This window comes from Sphingomonas sp. OK281, from assembly GCF_900115295.1.
Classification (GTDB): domain Bacteria; phylum Pseudomonadota; class Alphaproteobacteria; order Sphingomonadales; family Sphingomonadaceae; genus Sphingomonas.
Genome location: NZ_FOVZ01000002.1, coordinates 629855 through 653075, shown reverse-complemented (window position 1 = coordinate 653075; position 23221 = coordinate 629855). Strand labels below are relative to the sequence as shown.

Annotated in this window: 13 protein-coding genes; 2 read left to right on the top strand and 11 right to left on the bottom strand. The window is 67.0% G+C overall.

Translation table 11 applies throughout. The annotated features are described in order from the left end of the window. Positions 1 to 9: 9 nt before the first annotated feature. Genes BM244_RS09105 through BM244_RS09090 form a run of 4 tightly spaced genes read right to left on the bottom strand, consistent with a single transcriptional unit; the run spans position 10 to position 6802 of the window. On the bottom strand, positions 10 to 2007 hold the full coding sequence (locus BM244_RS09105) for a tetratricopeptide repeat protein (RefSeq protein ID WP_093398611.1): 1998 nt from the start codon (positions 2005 to 2007) through the stop codon (positions 10 to 12). After that, positions 2000 to 3358: a PEP-CTERM-box response regulator transcription factor gene (gene prsR / locus BM244_RS09100; RefSeq protein ID WP_093398610.1), complete on the bottom strand. Its 1359-nt coding sequence runs from the start codon at positions 3356 to 3358 to the stop codon at positions 2000 to 2002. The genes BM244_RS09105 and prsR overlap by 8 nt, the downstream gene beginning before the upstream one ends. Beyond that, entirely contained in the window at positions 3355 to 5394 is a 2040-nt protein-coding gene (gene prsK, locus BM244_RS09095) for an XrtA/PEP-CTERM system histidine kinase PrsK (RefSeq protein WP_093398609.1), read from the bottom strand. The genes prsR and prsK overlap by 4 nt, the downstream gene beginning before the upstream one ends. A gap of 19 nt (positions 5395 to 5413) precedes the next feature. After that, positions 5414 to 6802 carry a TIGR03013 family XrtA/PEP-CTERM system glycosyltransferase gene (locus tag BM244_RS09090; RefSeq protein ID WP_093398608.1) on the bottom strand — a complete coding sequence of 463 codons (1389 nt, stop codon included), beginning with the start codon at positions 6800 to 6802 and terminating at the stop codon, positions 5414 to 5416. Between the two features lie 159 nt (positions 6803 to 6961). Between BM244_RS09090 and BM244_RS09085 the strand changes: the two genes are divergently transcribed. Beyond that, positions 6962 to 8038: a mannose-1-phosphate guanylyltransferase/mannose-6-phosphate isomerase gene (locus BM244_RS09085; RefSeq protein ID WP_093398607.1), complete on the top strand. Its 1077-nt coding sequence runs from the start codon at positions 6962 to 6964 to the stop codon at positions 8036 to 8038. A gap of 434 nt (positions 8039 to 8472) precedes the next feature. Further along, positions 8473 to 10287 carry a DUF885 domain-containing protein gene (locus BM244_RS09080; RefSeq protein WP_093399062.1) on the top strand — a complete coding sequence of 605 codons (1815 nt, stop codon included), beginning with the start codon at positions 8473 to 8475 and terminating at the stop codon, positions 10285 to 10287. 254 nt (positions 10288 to 10541) lie between these two features. Here BM244_RS09080 and BM244_RS09075 read toward each other — a convergent pair whose 3' ends face one another. The 7 genes from BM244_RS09075 to BM244_RS09045 form a co-directional block, all read right to left on the bottom strand. Beyond that, a complete protein-coding gene (locus BM244_RS09075; RefSeq protein ID WP_217649108.1) occupies positions 10542 to 11771 on the bottom strand; it encodes a glycoside hydrolase family 27 protein in 1230 nt (409 codons plus the stop codon). After that, a complete protein-coding gene (locus tag BM244_RS09070; protein ID WP_093398606.1) occupies positions 11771 to 14074 on the bottom strand; it encodes a glycoside hydrolase family 3 C-terminal domain-containing protein in 2304 nt (767 codons plus the stop codon). Before BM244_RS09070 ends, BM244_RS09075 begins: the two co-directional genes overlap by 1 nt. A 144-nt stretch (positions 14075 to 14218) precedes the next feature. Beyond that, complete coding sequence (locus BM244_RS09065) at positions 14219 to 17755, bottom strand: hydantoinase B/oxoprolinase family protein (RefSeq protein ID WP_093398605.1); 3537 nt, start codon at positions 17753 to 17755, stop codon at positions 14219 to 14221. A gap of 7 nt (positions 17756 to 17762) precedes the next feature. Then, positions 17763 to 18827 carry a PLP-dependent cysteine synthase family protein gene (locus BM244_RS09060; protein WP_093398604.1) on the bottom strand — a complete coding sequence of 355 codons (1065 nt, stop codon included), beginning with the start codon at positions 18825 to 18827 and terminating at the stop codon, positions 17763 to 17765. Positions 18828 to 18835: 8 nt separating this feature from the next. Further along, the gene (locus BM244_RS09055) at positions 18836 to 20869 is read right to left on the bottom strand and encodes a M3 family metallopeptidase (protein WP_093398603.1); all 2034 of its coding nucleotides are present in this window, start codon (positions 20867 to 20869) and stop codon (positions 18836 to 18838) included. Between the two features lie 10 nt (positions 20870 to 20879). After that, positions 20880 to 22286, bottom strand: a complete 1407-nt coding sequence (locus BM244_RS09050; RefSeq protein WP_093398602.1) for an L-serine ammonia-lyase — start codon at positions 22284 to 22286, stop codon at positions 20880 to 20882. Between the two features lie 164 nt (positions 22287 to 22450). Further along, entirely contained in the window at positions 22451 to 23116 is a 666-nt protein-coding gene (locus tag BM244_RS09045; RefSeq protein ID WP_093398601.1) for a Crp/Fnr family transcriptional regulator, read from the bottom strand. Between the last annotated feature and the right edge of the window lie 105 nt (positions 23117 to 23221).

The window sequence follows — 23221 nt, the reverse complement described above, 5'->3', positions numbered from 1 at the left end:
TGGCCGCGTTCAGCCGAGTTGGCGGCGGTGATCCGCGATCGCAGCGTCGCCCGGCGCGAGCCGAACCGCCTTGTCCAACAGTTGACGGGCGCCGACGACATCGCCGTCGGCGGACAGCGCAGCCCCATAGGCATCGGCGGCGGCGGGACTCATCGGCGACAAGAGATAGGCAGCGCGACCATAGCGGACCGCGATCGCACCATCGTCGCTGCCCGCATAGGCGAGTGCGAGATCGACCAGCACGCCGCCGTCGCGGTTGCCGACCCGGCGGCGCACGCCTTCCAGCGTCTCGATCGCCGCGTCCCATTCGCCCGACGCCACCTGCCAATGACCGAGTAATCGCTGGCCCGCCAGACTTTGCGGGTTCTGCGACAGGTACAGCGCCAGCGTGGTGGCAGCATTCTCGGCCCGCCCGGCGCGACCCAACGCGTCGATCAGCCGCAGCATCGTCGGCTCGTCGAACGACAGGTCCGCGGCACGGGCGTAAACCGGTGCGGCCTCGCCGTACCGTCCGGCGGCGACGAGCGCATCGCCCAGCGCGAGCTGGGCGGCGGGAGCTTCGGGGGATGCCGCGACAAGCGAACGTGCGCCCGCGATCGCGCCAACGATATCGCCGCTGGCGAGTTGGCCGCGGATCACGCCCAGCGCATAGGTCGGGTCGTCGCGCGCGAGCGAGGCACCGGCCATCAGCGCACCGATCGACGAGTCGGTCGCGAACACTGCAGCGGGCGCCCTTGGCCCGGCGGCGGCACGATCGAGGAACGATGCCGCCGATACGCTGTCCCCGGCCGCCGAGAACGCGCTCGCGATCAGCCTCAACGAATAGCTGTCGGCGTCGGAGCGCGCACCGATCGGTTGGAGGGCACTGAGCGCGCCACGCGGATCACCCGACCGGAGCAGCGCCGCGCCGAGCAGGCGTCGCGCGACCACGTTGAGCGGCTGCAGCCCGACGAGCTGGCGCCAGGTAACGGCGGCCTGTTCGTATTTTCCGTCCGCGTAATCGAGGCTACCCGAGAGCAGCAGACTGCCCGGCAAACCACTGATCGCACCGCCGGTATCGCGCAGCAGGGACCGCGCCAGATCGATCCGGCCGGCACGCACGGCGAGCACCGCTTGCAGGTACAGCGCCTGCGGACTGCCGGGATGCGCGAGCAGGGCGCGACGCGTGACTGCGAGCATCTCGCCATAGCGCCCTGCGTCGCCGAGCGTGGCGGCATATTCGATCAGCGCGGGATGGTAATAGGCGTCGCGCGCCAACGCTGCCTCGAACCAGGGGATCGCTGCGATCAGGCCATAACGGCTGCGCAGCACCTCACCCTGCAACGTCAGCGCCGCGGGTTCGCCCGGTGCGAGCGCGACCGCGTGCGCCGCCGCGTCCGCCGCCCCGCCGACATCGCCCGCAGTCAGGCGAAGGCGACCGAGATCGGTCCACGCGGCTGCATCATTGGGCGCGCGTCCCAGCAATGTTTCGAGGCCGGTCCGTGCGCCGACGATATCCCCCTGCGACGCATGCGCGAGCGCGCCGATCCGGGCGGCGTAGCCAGCATAGCGCGGCAGTGCCTGTGCTGCTTCGTCGAGCGCGCCGTCGGGATCGCCCTGCAACAATCGAGCATGCGCCTGCAACTGATGAAGACGGTCCGCAGGCAGTCCCGCGTCTTCGGCGCGCGCCAGTTCGGCTTCGGCCGCGAGCCCATCGCCGAGTTCGAGATAGGCACGCGCCAGTACGGCATGCGCGATCGCCCAGTTCGGCGCCGCCGTTATCGCGGCCTGCGCGTTGGTCCGCGCGGCGCTGTAGTTGCCCGCTCGCAGCGTCGTCAGGCTGTTCGAGAGCGAACGGCGTGCGTTCGGCGCGGACGGGCGCGAGGCGAGCGCGATGCCGATCCCGACGACGGCCAGGCACAGCAGGCCGATCGCCAGCAGCCGGATGCGCTCCGCCGAAAGGGTGGCTGGCAGCCTGAACCGCCGGCGCCTGCGTCGCCGCAGCATCGGATAGGTCGCGTCAGGCATGGAGATCGTAGCTCTTCAGCAGATCGTACAACGTCGGCCGGCTGATCCCGAGCAGCCGCGACGCACTGGAGATGTTGCCATCCGTCCGCGCCAGCGCCTGACGGATCGCTTTCCGATCGGCGAGTTCGCGCGCGGTGCGCAGGTTCAGCGCGGACGTCTGTTCCATAGTCCCGTCGAGATCGAGATCGGTGGCGGTGACGAGCTTGCCGTCGGCCATGATCACCGCGCGCTTGATCCGGTTTTCCAGTTCGCGGACGTTGCCCGGCCAGCCCCAGCCATCGATCGCAGCGCGCGCGTCCGAAGCAAGGCCGGTGACGACGGGGTTCATCGACGTGGCGTAGCGCGTGACGAAGTGGCGTGCGAGCAATACCGCATCGCCCGTGCGCTCGGCGAGTTTGGGGATGCGGACGACGATCTCGGCAAGGCGGTAGTAGAGATCCTGACGAAACCGTCCATCGGCAACCATAGCGTCGACATTCTGGTGCGTGGCGCAGACGATACGGGTGTCGACCGGGATCGCCTTCCGTCCCCCGACGCGTTCGATCACGCGCTCCTGAAGGAATCGCAGCAGCTTCACCTGGAGCGACAGCGGCACGTCGCCGATCTCGTCGAGGAACAAGGTCCCGCCGGCGGCCTGTTCGATCTTGCCTTCGGTGGTTTTCACTGCGCCCGTGAACGCGCCCTTCTCGTGGCCAAACAACTCGCTCTCGAGCAAGGTCTCGGGGATTGCCGCGCAATTGATGGCGACGAAATTGCCACGCGATCGCGGCGACGCGTCGTGCAGGCCCCGGGCGAGCAGTTCCTTGCCGGTGCCGCTCGCGCCGAGCAGCATTACCGAGACGTTGGCCGGCGCGACCCGCTCGAGCGTACGGGTCACAACGGCCATTTCGGGCGAGGCGCTGATGAGGCCGCCGAACCCGCCGACATCGATCCGCGCAGCGAGGCGACGATTTTCGGTTTCCAATGCGTGGACGTGAAACGCGCGGCTGACGATGAGGCCCAGCGCATCGATGTCGATGGGCTTGGCGTAGAAATCCCAAGCGCCGTCGGCAATCGCCTGCAACGCGCTTTCGCGCGCGCCGTGGCCGGACGCGACGATCACCTTGGCATCGGGTTTCATCGCGAGGATATCGCGCAACGTCGCGAACCCTTCGGTGACGCCGTCCGGATCGGGCGGCAGGCCGAGATCAAGCGTGATCACTGCAGGCTCGTGCGCACGGATCGCGTCCAGTGCCTGTGTGCGGTCGCTGGCGACGACGATCTCATAGCCTTCATACGCCCAGCGAAGCTGGCGCTGGAGCCCGAGGTCGTCCTCCACGATCAGCAGGACGGGACGATCCTTGTCGGTCATGCCGCCACCTCCAGCGATGCTGCCGCCTTGAGCAGGATACGAAACCGCGTGCCTTCGTCTTCGCGACTGGCAACCTCGATCGAGCCACCCATCGCGTGAACGAGTTGCCGCGCCTCGAACGCGCCGATACCGAACCCGGCGGCCTTGGACGAGACGAACGGGCGGAAGAGCTGATCGCGAACGAAGCCAGGCGTCATGCCGCAGCCATGATCAACGACGTCGATCGCGACGCGGTCGCCGATCGTCTCGACCGTCAGCAGGATCGGGTCTTCAGCACCGCTCGCCTCGACCGCATTCTGGACGAGTTGGCCGAGCACCTGTTCGAGCCGCGCCGCGTGCCCCAGCGCGCACGCCGAGCGACTGCGCGTGACGATCGGGTGCTGGGTCTGGCGAACCGCCGCGACCCGCTCGACGATCGCGGCGACGTCCAGCGGCTGGAGTGGCTCGCCGCGGACGGGCCCGTGCTGCGAAAGGCGGGCGAGCAGCGCGTTCATGCGATCCGACGAGTCCTTGAGCGTGGCGACCATGTCGACGCGAAAATCGGGGTTGTCGGCGTGGCGCTCGGCATTGCGGGCGACCAGCGTCAACTGGCTGACGAGGTTCTTGATGTCGTGCAGGATGAACGCGAACCGGCGGTTGAACTCGTCGAACCGCGCGGCGTCCGCCAGTGCCGCGTGCGCGCGATCCTCGGCCAGGTAGCTTGCCGCCTGCCGCCCGGCGACGCGGAGCAGGTCGAAATCCTCCCAGTCGAGCGCCCGGTCGACGGGAGGGCGCGCCAACACGATCGCGCCGACCAGCACGCCACCGTGCAGCAGCGGGACGATCGCCCATGCCGCCATGCAGTCCCGAAGCCAGACGGGTACGCTCGCCACGTCATCGGCGGGAGCCGTGCCTGCACGAACCGGGTCCAGCTCGATGATCCGAGCGTCATTCACGAGATGGCGCGCCAGCGTCTCTTCGTACGGGCCGTCGACCGTCCATACCCAGTTCCACGTTGCGCCGATGCCGAGCGAAGCGCCGTCGGGCACCAGCAACAAGCCACCAGGCGAGTCCGTAAGATCGGCGATCGACTTGACGACGCGCGTATCGAGCGACTCGGCGCCGACGCCTGGCTTGCCGAGCGTGTCGGTGAAGCGCTGCCATTCCGCGCGGTAATCGTAGCGATGGCGGAACAGGTGCTTGGCGACCTTGACGCGTGTCCAGGCACGCAACCAGGGCGTCGACAGCAGCGTCAATACCGCGGCGGTCGCGCCGAACACGATCGCTGTCTGGGCCGCTCTGGCATAGGGCCCGGCGTAACTTGCCGCGATCAGTGTCGCGAGCGCGGTCATCCCGGCGTAGAGAATGAGCGCGACTGCCGACAACGCGCGTATCGCGGTCGGGCGGGACAGAGCGAGCGTCCAGTCGCCGCTGCGGTGTACACCGATGACCAGAAGCATCGCGACCCCGATCATCACCACCCCGCGCACGAGGATCGCAATCGGTATCCAGTGCGCTTCGCCGTACACGGCGCTCGACACGAGCAGATCAGCGCTCCACATCACGGCAAGCGCGAGCACGACCAGGCGGATCCCGCCGCGTGACGCAGGCGCGGCCTGGTAGAGATGGTGGACCAGCACGAGACTGCTGACCGCGCCCATCATCCGGAAAACGGTGCGCGCCGACGCGACAGCGACCAACGCATCGCCGTCGAGTCCGACCTGTTCGACGATGGCCAGCAATGCCGCAGCACCGGCCAGTGCCATCACGACGAGATACACGGCCCCGATCGAATAATTGCCTGCGCGGTCTCGCCTGACGAGCGCGAGCATGAACGAGAGCCACGCCACGTCGCGCACGCTGCCGGCGATCCGCGTGGCCACGTCGTGCGAGTCGATACCCGCGACCGCCAGCAGCCAGAGGCTGGTCGTTGCCAACGCGACGACGAACATGGCGTGCGGCCAGCGCCCGCTGGGACGCCGGATCTGCCCGAGCGCCAGCGCACCGAACAACAGCGCCGCGAGAGCATGGCTCCAGAGGATCAAAGTCGCGGTCACGCGGTCGTCACGATCGGCATCATCGTGCGCCGGCCGGCCAGAGCACGACGCGCAACGTCTGCAGCAGGATCAGCAGATCGAGGAACGGCGAATAGTTCTTCGCGTAATAGAGGTCATATTCGAGCTTGTGCCGTGCATCCTCGATCGACGCGCCATAGGGGTAATTGATCTGCGCCCAGCCTGTGATGCCGGGCTTCACCATGTGGCGCTCGGCATAGAAGGGGAGCTGGTCCTCCAACTGCTGGACGAACTGGGGCCGTTCGGGACGCGGCCCGACGAAGCTCATCTCGCCCTTCAGCACGGTCCAGGTCTGCGGCAGTTCGTCGATCCGCACCTTGCGGATGAACCGGCCGATCCGGGTGATCCGCGGATCGTCCTCGGCTGCCCAGACCGCCTTGCCCGCGACCTCGGCATCCTGGCGCATCGACCGCAGCTTCAGGATGTCGAACCCCTCGTTGTACAGGCCGACGCGGCGCTGGCGATAGAAAGCGGGGCCCTTCGATTCGAGCTTGATCGCGATTGCGGTGAGCAGGATGATCGGCAGCGTCACGACCAGCAACAGGCCGCTGGCGAAGATATCGAACGCGCGCTTGAAGACGCTCGACAGCATCCGGCTGGACGCGAACCCGTCGGAAAAGATCAGCCAGGATGGATTGACGCTCTTCAGGTCGATGCGGCCGGTCTCGCGTTCGAGGAAGCTCGATATCTCGCTGACCTGGACGCCGGTGGTGCGGACACGGAGCAGGTCCTTCATCGGCAGCGCGTTGCGACGTTCGTCGAGCGCGAGCACGACCTCGCTCGCATTCTGATCGACGATATGCGCCGCCAGATTGGGGATGTCGCCACGCGGCGTGGCGCCTTTGACGACTGGATCGACCTCGCCCATCAGGACGAAGCCCGCAACCACGAAATTGACACCGGGTTGTTCGGACAGGCTCTGGATCCGCGCGGCGCGTGCACCCGCGCCGAGCACCACGATCCGCCGCTTGAACGTCTCGCCGCCAAGCGTCTTGCCGAGCAACGCGCGCACGGTGACCAGCAATACGGTCGCGATCACGGTCGAATAGAGGAGGTTGGATCGCCACAGTGCAAGCGGCGGGACCAGGAAAAAGATCAGCGAGAGAACGATCACGCCGAGCGATAGTGCGACGGCAAGGCGGGCCGCCGCAAAACGCAGCGACAGGAACGAAGCGACGCCGTACGCACCGACGGCGACCAGCGAGACCTGCAACGCGACCGCAAACGTCAGCAGTTGCGCCATCCGCGTGTGGAACGGCGCGACCGCCATGCCGATCTGATGCGCGCGAACCACCCAGCCGATCTCTGCGGAGGTGACGAGCAGCACCAAGTCGACGAAGCCCAAAAGCAGGACCGCATAGGGCACGTAATGCTTGAAGAGCCGTATCATGGTCCGCTATCCCGACACATCATTGTAAACGCTACCGACACCGATCGGGTGTTTCGCACGAATTCCACAAAAAAGCCTGAAGATCGCATGTCCGATTGGATCATTCGGCGATTGCAGAGCCCGTCGCCGCTCTATAGCGCGGCACCATCAGGAGGCCCCATGACCGCACGTACCATCGTTCCCGTAATTCTCTCAGGTGGCTCGGGCACGCGCCTCTGGCCGATGTCGCGACCCGAAATGCCCAAGCAGATGCTGCCGCTGACGGCGAACGAGACGATGCTGCAATTGACGGCAGGCCGTGCCAAGGGCGAGCAATATGCCGCGCCGATCGTGGTGGCAAACGCCCGTCATGCCGACCTTGTCGAACAGCAACTCGCCGACGCAGGCGCCGTTCCGCAGGCGTTGATCCTCGAACCGGCAGGTCGCAATACGGCGCCGGCGATCGCGCTGGCTGCAATCGCAGCAGGCGGCGGGGGGGATGCCTTGCTGGTGATGCCGTCCGACCACGTCATAGGCGACATCGCGGCATTCCATGCGGCGATCGAGGCGGCGATGCCGCTCGTCACGCAAGGGTGGCTGGTCACGTTCGGGATTGCTCCCGACGCCCCCGAAACCGGCTATGGCTGGATCCAGATCGGCGACGAGCTTCGCCCCGGTGTCCACGCGGTTGCGCGGTTCGTCGAGAAACCGCCGCTCGACAAGGCGCAGTCGATGCTGGCGAGCGGCGATCATGCGTGGAATGGCGGCATCTTCCTGTTCCAGGCGGACGCCTATCTGGAAGCGCTGGCGCAGTTCAATCCCGGTATCCTGATCGCCACGCGCGAGGCGATGGACAAGGCCCGCACCGAGGGTACCCGGATCTATCCCGATGCGGTGGCCTTCGCCGCCTCGCCTGACGATTCGATCGACTACGCGGTCATGGAAAAGGCCGAGCGCGTCGCCGTGGTTCCCGTCGCGATGGGGTGGAACGACGTGGGCAGCTGGGACGCCCTGCACGCGATCAGCGATGTCGATCACGCCGGCAACGCGCATCGCAGCGAAGGCAACGGCAATGTGCTGGCGATCGAAACCAAGCATTGCTTCGTCCGAAGCGACGGGATCCGCGTCTCGCTGGTCGGGGTCGAGGACCTGATCGTGGTCGCGAGCGGCAACGACGTGCTGATCATGCCGCGCGGCCGCAGCCAGGAGGTCAAGAAGCTGATCGAGGCAATGAAGAAGGACGCAAAAGCGCAGTGATCGCCTACCGTCCGTAGGCGCGACCCAGCATGACCCCCGTCGATGATCGTGTCGGCTAGTCGGGTTTCCTACGGACCTTCGGAACGCGCGACAATTGCGTCAGAAGCGTCGGTATGTCGTCGGTAATCATCGTGTCGGTCGGCGTCTGCCAGGACGACCGCAAGGTTTCGCCGACATCCTGCAATCGGGCGCCGGCTCCACGTTTGGATGTCTCGTCTCGCACTTCAACCTCGACTACGCATACGAAACCCGACGGGTCCTCCGGGGGGGATGAGGACACCGTCGGGTTCCCACGTCCAACCGACGATCGCCGCTCTGGTTCCGCGGCATGCGATGGTTCTCGTGCAGCCCGTGTCGAATTTCCCCGCACGGCGATGCTGGCGATCACCGCGCCAATCGGCTTAGATGGCCGAAAGTTCACGGGAGAGTTCGTCATGGATCGTCGCCAGTTCCTCGCATCGGGCGGCGTCGCCGCGCTTGCCACCACGCTGTTGCCGTCGTCGGCGTTCGCGCAATCGGACGGCGACACCGCGCTCAACGCGGATTTCGAGCGGATCTTCCAGGCGAGCGTCGCCCGGTCGCCCGAACTCGCGACGTCGCTGGGGCTCGACAAGGGACCGCTGATGGGTCTGAAGAGCCAGCTGTCGCCACGCACGCCGGACAAGCGCGCGCGCGATGTCGCGGAGACGAAGGCGGCGCTTGCCAGCCTGGCCCGCTATGACGGCGCGGGCCTGTCGCCGGCGGCCAAGCTGAACCTCGAAGTGGTGCGCTACTCGCTCGATACCCAGATCGCCGCACCCGACACATTCGGCATGGACAGCCCGATCCGCCCCTATCGGATATTCCAGCAGGGCGGCGCCTATTTCCAGGTGCCCGATTTCCTCAACACCGCGCACACGATCGCGGCGACGCCGGATGCCGAGGCGTATCTGTCCCGGCTAGACCAGTTCGGCACGGTGCTGGATCAGGAAAGCGCGATGCAGCAGGCGGAGGCGGCACGCGGCCTGCTCGCACCCGGCTGGTCGCTCGACCTGACGCTAGGCCAGATGCGGAAACTGCGGAGCCAGCCGGCGGCGACGTCGAGTATCGTCCAGTCGCTGGTGAAGCGTGCCGCCGCAAAGGGCCTTACCGGCGACTGGCAGGCGCGCGCCGCGAAGATCGTCGACGCCAAGGTCTATCCGGCGCTCGATCGCCAGATCGCACTGATCGAACGCCTGAAGCCGACCACCCAGCCCGGCGACGGGATCTGGCGCGTACCGAACGGCGACGCGATCTATGCGATGGCGCTCAACCAGGCGACCACCACGACGATGAGCCCCGACGAGGTCCACCGCATCGGCCTCGCGCAGGTCGCGGAGATCACCGCGCAGCTCGACACGATCCTGAAGTCGCAGGGGTTCGCGACGGGCACGGTCGGCGAGCGGCTGGCAAAGCTGAACGTGACGCCGGACCAGCTCTACGCGAACACCGCGGAGGGGCGCACCGAGCTGATCGCCGGGCTGAACGACGGCATCAAGGCTATGTACGCCAAGCTTCCCCAGGCGTTCTCCGAGGTCCCGACGCAGCCGCTCGAAATCCGCGCGGTCCCGGTCGAGATCCAGGACGGCGCCTCGAACGGCTATTACAACCGCGCCTCGCTCGATGGCGCGCGGCCGGCGATCTATTTCGTCAACCTGAAGGACGTCGGCGACTGGCCGAAATACACGCTGCCGTCGCTGACTTATCACGAAGGCGTGCCGGGGCATCACCTCCAGATCAGCCTCGCGCAGGAATCGAAGGACATCCCGACGCTCAGGAAGATCGGGTTCTTCTCCGCCTATTCGGAAGGCTGGGCGCTGTATGCCGAGCAGCTTGCCGACGAACTGGGGGCGTATGCGTCACCGCTGGAGCGCGCGGGATATCTCCAGTCGTTCCTGTTCCGCGCGACACGTCTGGTGGTCGATACCGGCATCCATGCCAAGCGCTGGAGCCGCGAGAAGGCGACCGACTACATGGTCGCGACCACCGGCTTCGCGCGGCCGCGGACGCAGCGCGAGGTCGAGCGCTATTGCACGCAGGCGGGTCAGGCTTGCAGCTACAAGGTCGGGCATATGGCGTGGACGCGGGCGCGGCTGAAGGCGAAGGCCGCGCTCGGCGACAGGTTCGACCTGAAGCAGTTCCACGACATTTTGAAGGAAGGCGCGATGCCGCTGACCATCCTGGAACGCCGGGTCGACGAGCGGATCGCGGCAATCAACGCAAGGGGATGAGTAAAGGCTGACCTTCGCGGTTCCAGAAGTTCGGGTAACAGTAACGCCCCCTCTGCAACTGTTTCCTCGCGAACGCGGGGGTCCAGGATCACGAGCGCCATCGTTCATGGTCCTGGACTCCCGCCTTCGCGGGAGAACAAGGTGGGTGTGGTTGGCGGTAGTTTCTCCTTAGCATCGCCCCCACGATACGCCGCTCCGGCGCTACGCGACGGCCACTCGGGACGAACGGAGCTAGGGGGGTATGCCCGTTGCCCTCAAGAAGGCCGCGGACTCACCTTCACCATCACCACGCCGTGCGGTGGGACCATCGCCGAAAACCGTCCCTCACGCAGGCGCCGCGTCGTCCCCGACCAAAGATCGCGCAAGTCCGATGCCATCCCGGCCGTGTACCCGATTTCCGGCCACGCCACCGCAATCTCCGCCGGTGCCGTGCCCCGATTCAGCAACAACACCGCGCGACTTCCATCCGATAACGGCCGCGCCCAGACCTCGTGGTCGCCATCGTCGCGCACCCGCCGCCCCTGCATCCCGAGCGCATCCTGATCGACCGCGATCACGTCCTTGTTCAACAGGATCGCGCGCGTCGGGCCGTCCATCTTCGCGACGTCGTTGCCCGCGATCAGCGGTGCCGCCATCATCGCCCACAGGCTGAAATGCGCGCGATATTCGGTGTCGGTCATCCCGCCATTGCCGACCTCGAGCATGTCGGGATCGTTCCAGTGCCCCGGTCCTGCAAATGGATAGAGCGGCTCGTTCTTGTCGACGATGTCCATCATGCCGAGCGAATAGGTCACCGGCCCCGCCCACGCATCGCGGATGTCGCCGGTGGTGCGCCACATGTTGCCGATTTTCGCGCCCCATTCCCACGGGCGGTTGTTGCCCCATTCGCAGATCGAGAGCAGCATCGGCCTGCCGGTTGCGCGGATCGCGTCGGACATCAGCGCATAGGCTTCTTCGGCATTGCGCACGCCGGTCGAGCACCAGTCGTATTTGAGGTAATCGACGCCCCAGCGCGCATAGGTCAGCGCGTCCTGATACTCGTGCCCCTGGCTGCCGGGGCGCCCGCCGCAGGTCTTTCGCCCGGCATCGGAGTAGATCCCGAACTTCAGGCCCTTCGCGTGTACATAGTCCGCCAGCGCCTTGATCCCCGATGGGAACTTGCTCGCGTCGGCGGTGATGAAGCTGTCCTTGTCACGGTCCCCGTGCCAGCAATCGTCGATCACGACATAGCCGTATCCCGCCGCCTTCATGCCATTCGCGACGATCGCGTCGGCGGTGTCGCGGATCACCTGTTCGGTGACCTTGCACCCGTGTTTGTTCCAACTGTTCCACCCCATCGGCGGCGTCATCGCTAGGCCGTTGGCGGTGCGCCCCGCTTCACGCGAAGGACGCACCGTGTTGGGATCGACGAGCTGGTCCTGCGCCGCCGCGCCGCTGGTCGCGACGACCAGCATCAACGCGGCCAGGATCTGGCGCAGCATCATTACCGGCCGCTGCGATCGAGCGTCTGCGCCGGGACGCAGACAGTCACGGTCTGGACGATGTCGGTTGCCGAGGTGGCAAGCATCACCTTGTAGTCGCCGCCTGCGATCTTCCAGCCACCGGTCGTCACGTCGAACGTCGCGAGCAAGCGCGGATCGATCGTGACCGATACCGACTGGTCCGCACCCGGTGCGAGGTCGACCTTGCGGAACGCCCCCAGTCGCTTCGGTGCTTCCCAGCCTGCGCCCGACACATAGACCTGGGCGACCGCCTTGCCTTGCACCGCGCCCGTGTTCTTCACCGAGAAGCCGGCCTTGATCCCCTTGCCCTCGGGCGCGGCGGTCAAACCGCTCATCTCGAAATTCGTATAGGAAAGCCCGTAGCCGAACGGGAACAGCGGCTTGGCGCCGGTCTTGTCGAACCATTTATAGCCGACCGCGGCGCCCTCGATGTCGTAATTGCCCATCGAATGCGAATCACGGTCGAGCTTGGGATCGCCCTCGAGCTTGGGCCGCGGGATCTGCGCGATCGACGCGGGGAAGGTCGCGGGCAGGTGGCCCGACGGATTGACCTCGCCGGTCAGCACGCGCGCGATCGCCTCGCCGCCCGCCGTGCCCGGATACCACGCCTCCAGCACCGCGCCGACCTTGCCGAGCCACGGCATCACCACCGGACCGCCGGTTTCGAGAACCACGACCGTCTTCGCGTTCGCGCGCGCGACCGCATCGATCAACGCGTTCTGGCCAGCCGGCAGGTTCAGGTCGGGAACGTCGAACGATTCGCCCGTCCACTGCTCGCCGAACACGACGACAATGTCCGCTTTCCGCGCCGCCGCGGCAGCCGCCTTGACGTCCTTGCCATCGAGATACGTCACGCTCGCGCCGGTCCGGGCCTGCAACGCCTTCATCGGCGACGAGGCATGATAGATCTTGGGACCGGGGAAGCCGCTTGGGAATTCGTCGGGTACGATCAGGCCGTTGGTCGGCGCATTGTGCGAATACACCTGCGACGATCCACCGCCCGACAGCACGCCGACATCGGCATGCGCACCGATCAGCAGGATCGACTTGGCCGACTTGGCGATCGGCAGCAGACCCGCGGTGTTCTTGAGGAGGACGATGCCCTCTTCCGCATCCGCGCGCGTCACCGCGGCATGCGCGGCGTAGTCGATCCTGGTCGCCTGGTCGCCGTTCACCACCGTGTCGAACGCGCCGACCGACACCATCCCCCACAGCACGCGCCGCGCCATGTCGGTCGCGCGCGCTTCGCTGACATGGCCGTTGTTGACCGCCTCACGCAGGGCATCCGCGAAATAGGCCGAGCGATCGAACGCCCAGCCCGATTGCTGGTCGAGCCCGGCATTGGCGGCCTCGCTGGTCGAATGCGTCGCGCCCCAGTCGGACATCACATAGCCCTTGAAGCCCCAGTCGCGCTTGAGCACCTTGTTCAAGAGCCAGTCGTTCTCGCACGCATAATGGCCGTTCACGCGGTTGTACGAGCACATCACCGAGCCGGGCTGACCGACCTCGTTGGCGATCTCGAACGCGAGCAGATCGGACTGGCGTGCCGCCTGTTCGCCGATCTTGTGATCGATGTTGTTGCGGTTCGTCTCCTGGCCGTTGAAGGCGTAGTGCTTCATCGTCGAGACGACGTGCTGCGACTGGATGCCCTTGATCTCGTGGCCGGTGATGACGCCCGCCAGCAACGGATCCTCGCCGCCATATTCGAAGTTGCGCCCGTTACGCGGCTCCCTCGTGAGGTTCATTCCGCCGGCGAGCTGGACGTTGAAGCCCGACAGGAACGCCTCGTTGCCGATCATCGCGCCGCCGGCCTGCGCCAGTTCGGGATTCCAGGTTGACGCGGTCGCGATCCCCGACGGGAGCGAGCTGCGCAGGCGCGGCGTCGGCCCGCGCTGGCTGGCGACGCCGACGCCGGCATCGGTCTGCCACTGGTTCGGGATGCCGAGGCGCGGGATGCCGGGCACGATCCCGGCGGACGCGGGCAGGCCATCCTTCGGATAGACCCAGTTCTTGACCGGCGTCTTCAACCAGTCGGCATTGGTGGCGAAATAGCCGAAGGTGAGCTGCAACTTCTCGTCGAGCGTCATCGCCTGGAGCAGCAGGTCGACGCGCGCGTCGGCACTGAGCGCGGTGTTCATCCAGGGACGAGCCTTGGGTGCCTCGGTCGGCGTAGCCGCTGCACCAGGCGCGTTGTTGGTCGTCTGCGCCGCGATCGGTGTCGAGAGCGCCAACACCGATCCCGCAAGCAGTCGGACGAGCATATGGCGGGAGTGGGATACGGTCATGGGCCTCACCTGTATTTATATGACGAATTGCTACGCGGTTTGCCGTGTCTGTGGTCCGAGCACAACCAGCGCTAAGCGCAAATCGGCTGCAGGTGCCGTGATGTCGGGACATCGTGGTGGCCGGACTAAAGCCCTGGGCGAATTTTACGCGCCGAAACCGCCGCCGCCGGGCGTCTCGATCACGAACACGTCGCCAGCGGACATGGCGACGTTGGCGGTGGAACCGAGCCGTTCGACGCTGCCATCGGCGCGCTCGACCCATGCGCCTCCCAAACCCCCGATCGTGCCGCCAGCCATGCCGAACGGGGGGACACGGCGGCGGTTGGCGAGGATGCAGGCGGTCATCTCTTCGAGGAAGCGCACGCGCCGCGTCGCGCCGTCGCCGCCGTGGTGCGCGCCCGCACCGCCCGAGCCGCGGCGGATCGAGAATTCTTCCAGCAGCACGGGGAAGCGCGTCTCGAAGATCTCGGGGTCGGTCAGGCGGCTGTTGGTCATGTGCGTCTGGATCACCGAGGCGCCGTCGAAGCCCGGGCCCGCGCCTGCGCCGCCGGCGATCGTCTCGTAATATTGGTGCGTGTCGTTGCCGAAGGTGAAGTTGTTCATCGTCCCCTGGCTCGCCGCCATCGCGCCGAGCGCACCGAACAGCGCGTCGGTGACGACCTGGCTCGTCTCGACATTGCCGGCGACGACCGCGGCCGGGTAGCGCGGGTTGAGCATCGAGCCTTCGGGCACGCGGATCGTCACGCCGCGCAGGCAGCCGTCGTTGAGCGGTACCGCCTCGTCGATCAGCGCGCGAACGACGTAGAGCACGGCAGCGCGGACGATCGAGACGGGGGCGTTGAAATTGGTCGGGCGCTGCTCACTGGTGCCCGCAAAGTCGATGACCATTGTCCCGGCCTCGCGGTCGACGCGGACTGCCACGCGGACGACTCCGCCGTCGTCCATCTCATAGGCGAACGCGCCATCGTCTAGCGTTGCGATCAGGCGGCGGACTGCGGCCTCGGCGTTGGCCTGGACGTGCTCCATATAGGCCGCGACGACGTCCGTGCCGTACTCGTTCGCGAGTCGTGTGAGACCAGTCGCGCCACGCGTGCAGGCTGCCAACTGTGCGGCGAGATCGGCGATGTTCTGGTCGATGTTGCGCGCGGGATAAAGCCCGCTGGCGAACAGCGCGCGCATCTCCGCTTCGAGGAAGCGTCCTTCGTCGACCACCAGCACGTCGTCGAGCAGCACGCCCTCTTCCTCGACCGAGCGGCTTTCGGGCGGCATCGATCCGGGGGTGATGCCGCCGACGTCCGCGTGATGGCCGCGGGCGGCTACGAAGAACGCGGGCGCGTCGCTATCATCTGCGAACACCGGCATGATGACGGTGATGTCGGGGAGGTGCGTGCCGCCACGATACGGCGCGTTGAGCGCATAGGCGTCACCGCGGCGGATACCGCGGCCGTCTGCGCCGCCCCCTCGCGCGTCGATGATCGTGCGGATGCTCTCGCCCATCGAGCCCAGATGGACGGGGATGTGCGGCGCGTTGGCGACGAGATTGCCGTGCGCGTCGAACAGCGCGCAACTGAAGTCGAGCCGTTCGCGGATGTTGACCGAGGCGGCGGAGCGCTGGAGGGCGGCGCCCATCTCCTCGGCAATGCTCATGAACAGGCCGGCGAAGATCGCGAGGCGTACCGGATCGGATTCAGTACCGATACTCGCGCCGACACGGGGGGCGATGCGGTCGAGGACCAGATTGCCGATCGGATCGACGCGCGCGCGCCAGCCGGGCTCGACGATGGTGGTCGAGACGCTGTCGAGAATCAGTGCCGGGCCATCGATGGCGTGGCCGGCGGGGAGGCCTTCGCGCGCCAGGACGGGCGTGTCGTGCCAAGCGCCGGCCATGTAGACGGGGGCGACGGACAGGGGCGCGGCTGGCTCTTCGGGGAACGCGACGAGCGCGTCGTCGATCGGCGGACTCTCGGCGATCGCCTCGGCGACGATCCGGTCGGCGATCAGCGGTGCTTCGCTGGCAAACCCGAACTGCGCGATGTGTGCGGCGTCGAACGCGGCGATCATCGCGGCCGGTTCGTCGAGATCGAGTTCGATGGTGTGGTCGGTCTGGCCTCGACGCAGATGCACGCGCTGCTCGATCCGAACGTCGTCCGGCGTGACGCCCTGCGCTACCAATGCTTCGCGCGCAGCCTCCGCTAGCCCGTCCAACGCAGCGGCGATCTCAGCGGAATTCGTGAACGCCGCGCCCGACGTAGCCTCTCGGAGAACCCGGCGATCGGCGAGGCCCATGCCGTACGCCGACAGCACACCCGCCAGCGGATGAATCATCACCCGGTCCATCGCCAGCGCGTCGGCGACGAGACACGCATGCTGCCCCCCGGCTCCACCGAAGCAGGCGAGCGTGTAGCGCGTCACGTCATGCCCGCGCGCCACGGAGATCGTCCGGATCGCATTCGCCATGTTGGCCACCGCGACCGCGACGAACCCTTCCGCCGCGACCTGCGGATCGAGCGGCAATTCTGAGAACCGGGCGGTCACCGCCTCGGCATCGAGCGGCTGGTCGCCTGCCGGTCCGAACAGTGCCGGGAAGAATTCGGGGCGAACCTTGCCGAGCACTACATTGCAGTCGGTCACCGTCAGCGGCCCCCCACGACGATAACATGCCGGACCTGGCACAGCGCCCGCGCTTTCAGGCCCCACGATCAACCGCTCGCCATCGAACCGACAGATCGAACCGCCGCCTGCGGCCACCGTGTGGATCCGCAGCATCGGCGCGCGGATGCGAGCGCCGGCGATCAGCGTCTCGGTGTCACGCTCGTACGTCCCGGCGTAGTGCGACACGTCGGTCGAGGTGCCGCCCATGTCGAAGCCGATGATGTGCTCGAACCCGGCCTCGCGCGCGGTCGCGGCCATGCCGACGATGCCGCCCGCCGGCCCCGACAGGATCGCGTCCTTGCCGCGAAAGCCTGCGCCGTCGACCAGTCCGCCCGACGACTGCATGAACAACGCGCCCTGCCCCAGCGCGTCGCTCAGGCCCGCGACATAGCGATCGACGACCGGCGACAGATACGCGTCGACGACGGTCGTATCGCCACGCCCGATCAGCTTGATCAGCGGCGCGACGCGGTGGCTGACCGAGATTTGCGCGAAGCCGATCTCGGCCGCGATTGCCGCCAGGGCCTCCTCGTGCGCGGTGAAGCGATAGCCATGCATGAGGACGATCGCGACCGCGCGCAAACCGCTATCGAATGCCGTCTGCAAGTCCGCGCGCGCCGCATCCACGTCGAGCGGCCGGAGCACGTCGCCCTCCGCGCCGACCCGCTCCTCGATCTCCACCACATGCGCGAACAGCGGCGGTGGGCGGTTCACGTCGCGCGCGAAGATGTCGGACCGTTCCTGGTGGCCGATCAGCAGCGCATCGCCGAACCCGCGGGTGATCGCGAGACACGTCGGCTCGCCCTTGCGCTCGAGCAGCGCGTTGGTCGCGACCGTCGTGCCGATCCGCAGTTCCAGCGGCACGTCCGCGCCGTCGGTCAGCAGCCGGATCGCCTCGACTGCCGCATCATCATAACGCTCGGGATCTTCCGACAGCAGCTTGGCGGTGACGATCCGTCCGTCGGGCTGCCGCGCGACGACGTCGGTGAACGTGCCGCCGCGGTCGATCCAGAACTGCCATGTGGTCATCGGTTACTCAGCCCAGAAATTGCGTCATCCGCGCCGCTGCCCCGGTCCACGCGACGCCGCGATCGTCGAGCCATGCGTCGTCGTAATAGGTGCAGCCATAGCGATCGCCGCCATCGCACAACAGCGTGACGATGCTCCCCGTTTCACCCGCCGCCGCCATCTCCTCGACGATCTGCGCGCAGGCCCAGAGGTTGGTCCCGGTCGAGCCGCCGACGCGCCGGCCGAGCCGGTCGGACAGCGCGCGCATCGCACCGATGCTGTCAGCGTCCTCGACCGCGATCATCCGGTCGATCACGCTCGGCACGAAGCTCGGCTCGACCCGCGGCCGCCCGATTCCCTCGATCCGCGACGCGCACCCTTCCGGCAACGCGACCACCGATCGGTCCTCGAAATGGCGATGGAACACCGAGTGCACCGGGTCGGCGACGCAGAGTTTCGTGTCGTGCCGGCAATAGCGGATGAAGCGCCCTATCGTCGCCGACGTGCCGCCGGTCCCCGCGCCGCAGACGATCCAGGACGGGCACGGATGCTCCTCCTCCGCCATTTGCGCGAAGATGCTTTCGGCGATATTGTTGTTGCCGCGCCAGTCGGTCGCGCGCTCGGCATAGGTGAACTGGTCGAGATAATGCCCGCCGGTTTCGGCCGCGAGCCGGTGCGACACCGCGTAGACGGTGCGCGGATCGTCGACCATGTGGATCTCGCCGCCGTGAAAGCGGATCGCGTCGAGCTTGGGCTTGGCGGTCGTCGCGGGCACTACGGCAATGAACCGCAGCCCCAGCATTTTCGCGAAATACGCCTCCGACACCGCGGTCGATCCCGACGAGGATTCGATCACCGTCGTCTCCGGCCCGATCCATTCGTTGCACAGCGCGTACAGGAACAGCGAGCGCGCGAGCCGGTGCTTGAGGCTGCCGGTCGGGTGCGAACTCTCGTCCTTCAGGTACAGCACGATACCGGGGTATCGCGGCAAATCGACACGGATCAGATGCGTGTCGGCGGACCGGTTATAGTCCGCCTCGATCCGCCGCACCGCCTCCGACAACCAGCGCCGGTCGACGCGCTTCCCCGTCATTGCAGGCGTCATTGCAGCCCGTGACGGACCAGCATCGCGGTCGGCTCGGGATCGCGTCCACGGAACGCGCGGAAGCTCTCCGCCGCGGGCCGCGTCGCGCCGCGCGCGAGAACTTCCTCACGGAACCGGTCGCCGGTCTTGCGATCGACCAGGCCAGCCTCCGCGAACGCCTCGAAGCCATCCGCCGCGAGCAATTCCGCGTAGAGATAGCTGTAATAGCCCGACGCATAACCGCCCGCGAAAATGTGGCTGAACGCGTGCGGGAAGCGGTGCCATGCGGGCGGGCGGATCACCGCCACCTCGTCGCGCACCGCCTCGATCACCTCGATCGGGTCGCTGCCCATCGTCCCGAGATGCAGCAGCAGGTCGAACAGCGCGAACTCGACCTGACGCAGGATGAACATCCCCGCCTGGAAATGCCGCGCCTTCACCATCCGCTCGAACAGGTCGGCGGGGAGCGTCTCGCCGGTCTTGTAGTGGCCGGACATGCCGGTCAGCACGTCCTTGTCCCAGGCGAAATCCTCCATCAACTGGCTCGGCAGCTCGATCGCGTCCCACTCGAAACCGTTGGTGCCGGCGATGCTCGGCCGGTTCACCTTGGTGAAGAGCAGGTGGATGCAGTGCCCCGTCTCGTGCAGCAGCGTCGTCACGTCGTTGTGGCTCAGCAGCGACGGCGTCTCGCCGCCATCGGGCGCGAAGTTGCAGACGAGATACGCGACCGGCACCGTCACGGTGTTGCCGTCGTGCAACCGCGGCCGCGCCTGCGCCATCCACGCGCCGCCACGCTTGCCGGTCCGGGCGTGCAGGTCGAGATACAGCCCGGCGAACACCGTGCCGCTCTCGTCCACCACGTCGAAGAACCGCGCATCATCGTGATACAGCGACACGTCGTCGCGCTCGACCAGCTTGATCCCGAACAGCCGCTGCATCAGCGTCTGCCAGCCCTCCATCACGCGCTCGACCGGGAAATACGCCTTCACCACCTGCGCATCGACCGCATAGCGATCCTGCCGCAACCGGTTCGACACGAAACCCGCATCCCACGGCTCGAAATCGGCGATCCCGAGCTGCTCGGCGGCGAAAGTCTTCAGTTCGGCGAGATCACGCTCCGCCGCCGGCTTCGCCCGCCGCGCCAGATCGCGCAGGAACGCGATCACCTCGGCGCCATTGGGGGCCATCTTGGTCTCCAGCGACCACGCAACCGGATCGGTGAAGCCGAGCAGCTTGGCACCCTCATGCCGCAGTTCGAGGATGCGTGCGATCCGCGCACTGTTGTCGAACTCGCCCGCGTTCGGCCCCTGGTCCGACGCGCGTGTCGCGAACGCGCGGTACATGCGCGCGCGCAGCTCGCGGTTTTCGGCGAAGGTCAGCACCGCGTTGACGCTCGGCTGTTGCAGCGTGACCAGCCAGCCCGCCTGCCCCTTCGCCTTGGCGGCATCCGCGAACATCGCCTTGTCGGCGGCCGAGATCCCCGCGAGATCCGCCTCGTCCGTCACCAGTTCCGACCACGCATCGGTCGCATCCAGCACTGCGCTGCCGAACTCGTTCGACAGGCCCGACAGCTCGACCGAAATTGCGCTGAACCGGTCTCGCGCCTCGGGCTCCAGCGCCACGCCCGACAGCGTGAAGTCGCGGATCGCCTGCTCGACCGCGACCCGGTCTTCGACGGCCAAGTCGGCAAACTCGGGCGACACGCTCAGCGCGACGAACACCTCGTACAGATCGCGGTTCTGCCCGACCTTCATGTCGTTCTCGACAAGCCGCTTCTGCCCCTCCGAATACGCCGCGCGCAGCTCGGGGGTGTCCGCGACGCCGTGCAGATGCGACACCGCCGACCAGATCGCGCCGATCTCGGTATTCGCGCGCTCGTATGGCAGCCACGCGCCCGCGAAATCGGTCGGCCGCGCGGTCGTCAGCGCCTCGACCATCGCCTCATGCCGCGTGATCGCCTCGTCGAGCGCAGGCGCGATCTGGTCGGGCGACAGCTCGGCGAAACGGGGCAGCGACAGCGTATCGAGAAGCGGGTTCGTCGGGGCAGTCATGGGAAATCCTTCAGCATTCGACGACATTGACGGCCAGGCCACCAAGCGACGTCTCCTTATATTGCGAGCGCATGTCCTCACCGGTCTGGCGCATCGTCTCGATCACCGCATCGAGGCTGACGATATGGCGACCGTCGCCGCGAAGTGCCAGATAGGCGGCGTTGATCGCCTTGATCGCGCCCATCGTATTGCGCTCGATGCACGGGATCTGGACCAGCCCGCCGATCGGATCGCAGGTGAGGCCGAGGTTATGCTCCATGCCGATCTCGGCCGCATTCTCGATTTGCGCATTGGTCCCGCCGAGTGCCGCGACCAGCGCGCCGGCCGCCATCGAGCACGCGACGCCGACCTCGCCCTGGCACCCCATCTCCGCCGCCGAGATCGACGCGCGCTTCTTATAGAGGAAGCCGATTGCCGCCGCGGTCAGCAGGAAGTCGTGCGCGCCCTTCGGCGTCGGGTCCTTGGTGAACGTCTCGTAGAACCGCAGCACCGCCGGCAACACGCCCGCCGCGCCGTTGGTGGGAGCCGTGACGACGCGGCCCCCCGCGGCATTCTCCTCGTTCACGGCCAGCGCATACAGGCTGACCCATTCGAACACCGCGGAAGGATCCGCCGCGGTGTCGCGTGCCTGCAAGCCCTCGAACAACGCCTTCGCCCGACGCGGTACCTTCAGCCCGCCCGGCAGGATACCACCCTGCCGACACCCCCGATCGATCGACGCGAACATGGCGCCACGGACGGCATCGAGGAACGCATCGGTCTCGCTCTCCGGCCGCCAGGCGATCTCGTTCTCGCGGACGATGTCGGCGATCGTCATCCCCGTCGCGTCGCCGGTCGCGAGCAGTTCCGCGCCCGACGAGAACGGCCGCGGCAACAGGATGTTGGCCTTGACCGGCCCCGACCCCGCCTCGACGATCGCACCGCCACCGATCGAGAAATAGGTGCGTTGCACGCTCCGCCCATCGCCGAACGACGCGGTGAAGGTCACCGCATTGGGATGCCCCGGCAGGAAGGTCTTCGAATGAAACAGGAGGTGCTGGCTCTCCTCGAACCCGATCTCGACCCGCTCCGCCAGCATCAGCCGCCCGCTCGACCGGATCGCCGCCAGCCGCACCGGGATCAGGTCGGGATCGATCGTCTCGGGCTGCGCACCGCTCAGGCCCAGCATTACCGCGCTGTCGGTCGCATGCCCCCGCCCGGTCAGCGCCAGCGAGCCGTACAGATCGACGCGCACCGCCACCGGCTGCTCGTCCGCGACCAGATCGGCGAACAACCATGCAGCACGCATCGGCCCGACGGTATGGGAACTCGACGGCCCGATCCCGATCGTGAACAGGTCGAGGATACTGATCGCCTGGTGGCAATCGGGACGGGCACGTGTCTGCTCGTCGGGGCGGTCGGTCGTCAGCGGGGTCATGGCCGGTCGCTCGAGCCGTTTTCGGCAGGACGCAAGCCGTCGCCGTTCGTCAGTCTCGCGTTGCGCAAACCATCATCCTCTTATGCCCATGCCGCCTGCCCGGACCAACCGCCGCCATGCACGCAATTCCCGGCGGCGTCACCGGGTCTCGGTTCCGCTGAGCCTTACTCCAGGGCGATGCCCTGCAGCCCGGCGGGGTCGAGTATCCTGATCTGCGCATAGGATATGGCGACGAGCCTATCCCGCTCGAATCGCTTGAGATGTCGATTGAGCGTCTGTCGTGCGATACCGACGACGGCGGCTAGCTCCTCCTGTCGTATGTTCACCCCGCCCTCCCCCGCCGAGGAGGCGCGGATCAACGCCTGCGCCAGCCGCGCCCGGATCGACTGGCCGATACTCTGCGTGATGAACCGCAACGCGGTACGCTGGTGCGCGCAGACCAGCAGGCCTAGATCGCGGTAGAGTTCGGGGTCGGCGGTGGCGGCCCGTCCGAAGGCCGGCATCGCGATGTGGAGCAGCGATGTCGGGCCGAACGCGATCGCGTCATGCGGTCTCGGATGTCCGTCTAGCGTCGAGAGTTCGCCGAACCATGTTCCCGGGCGGACGATCAGCGCGAGCAATTCGCCGCCATTGGCCGACAGGCTCTTCAGCCGGACCTGACCGTGGAGCACCGCCCATAGTCCGTTAGGCGGATCGCCCGGTCCGTAGATTCTCGCCCCATTCGCCAGTCGCTCGGTTCGAGCTTCGCGCAACAGCAGCGCGCGGCGACCGGGGGCTATCCCGCTGAACCAGGAATCGCTCTCCAGCATGTCGAGATTTTCGTCGTGCATATCGTCACGATACGCGAATTTTCGAGATTGTCGCCATGGTGACACTCTTTGCGAGAAGCGCGGCGTATCAGGGGGTCAACGACCGCAGCAACGGCGCGGCAACAG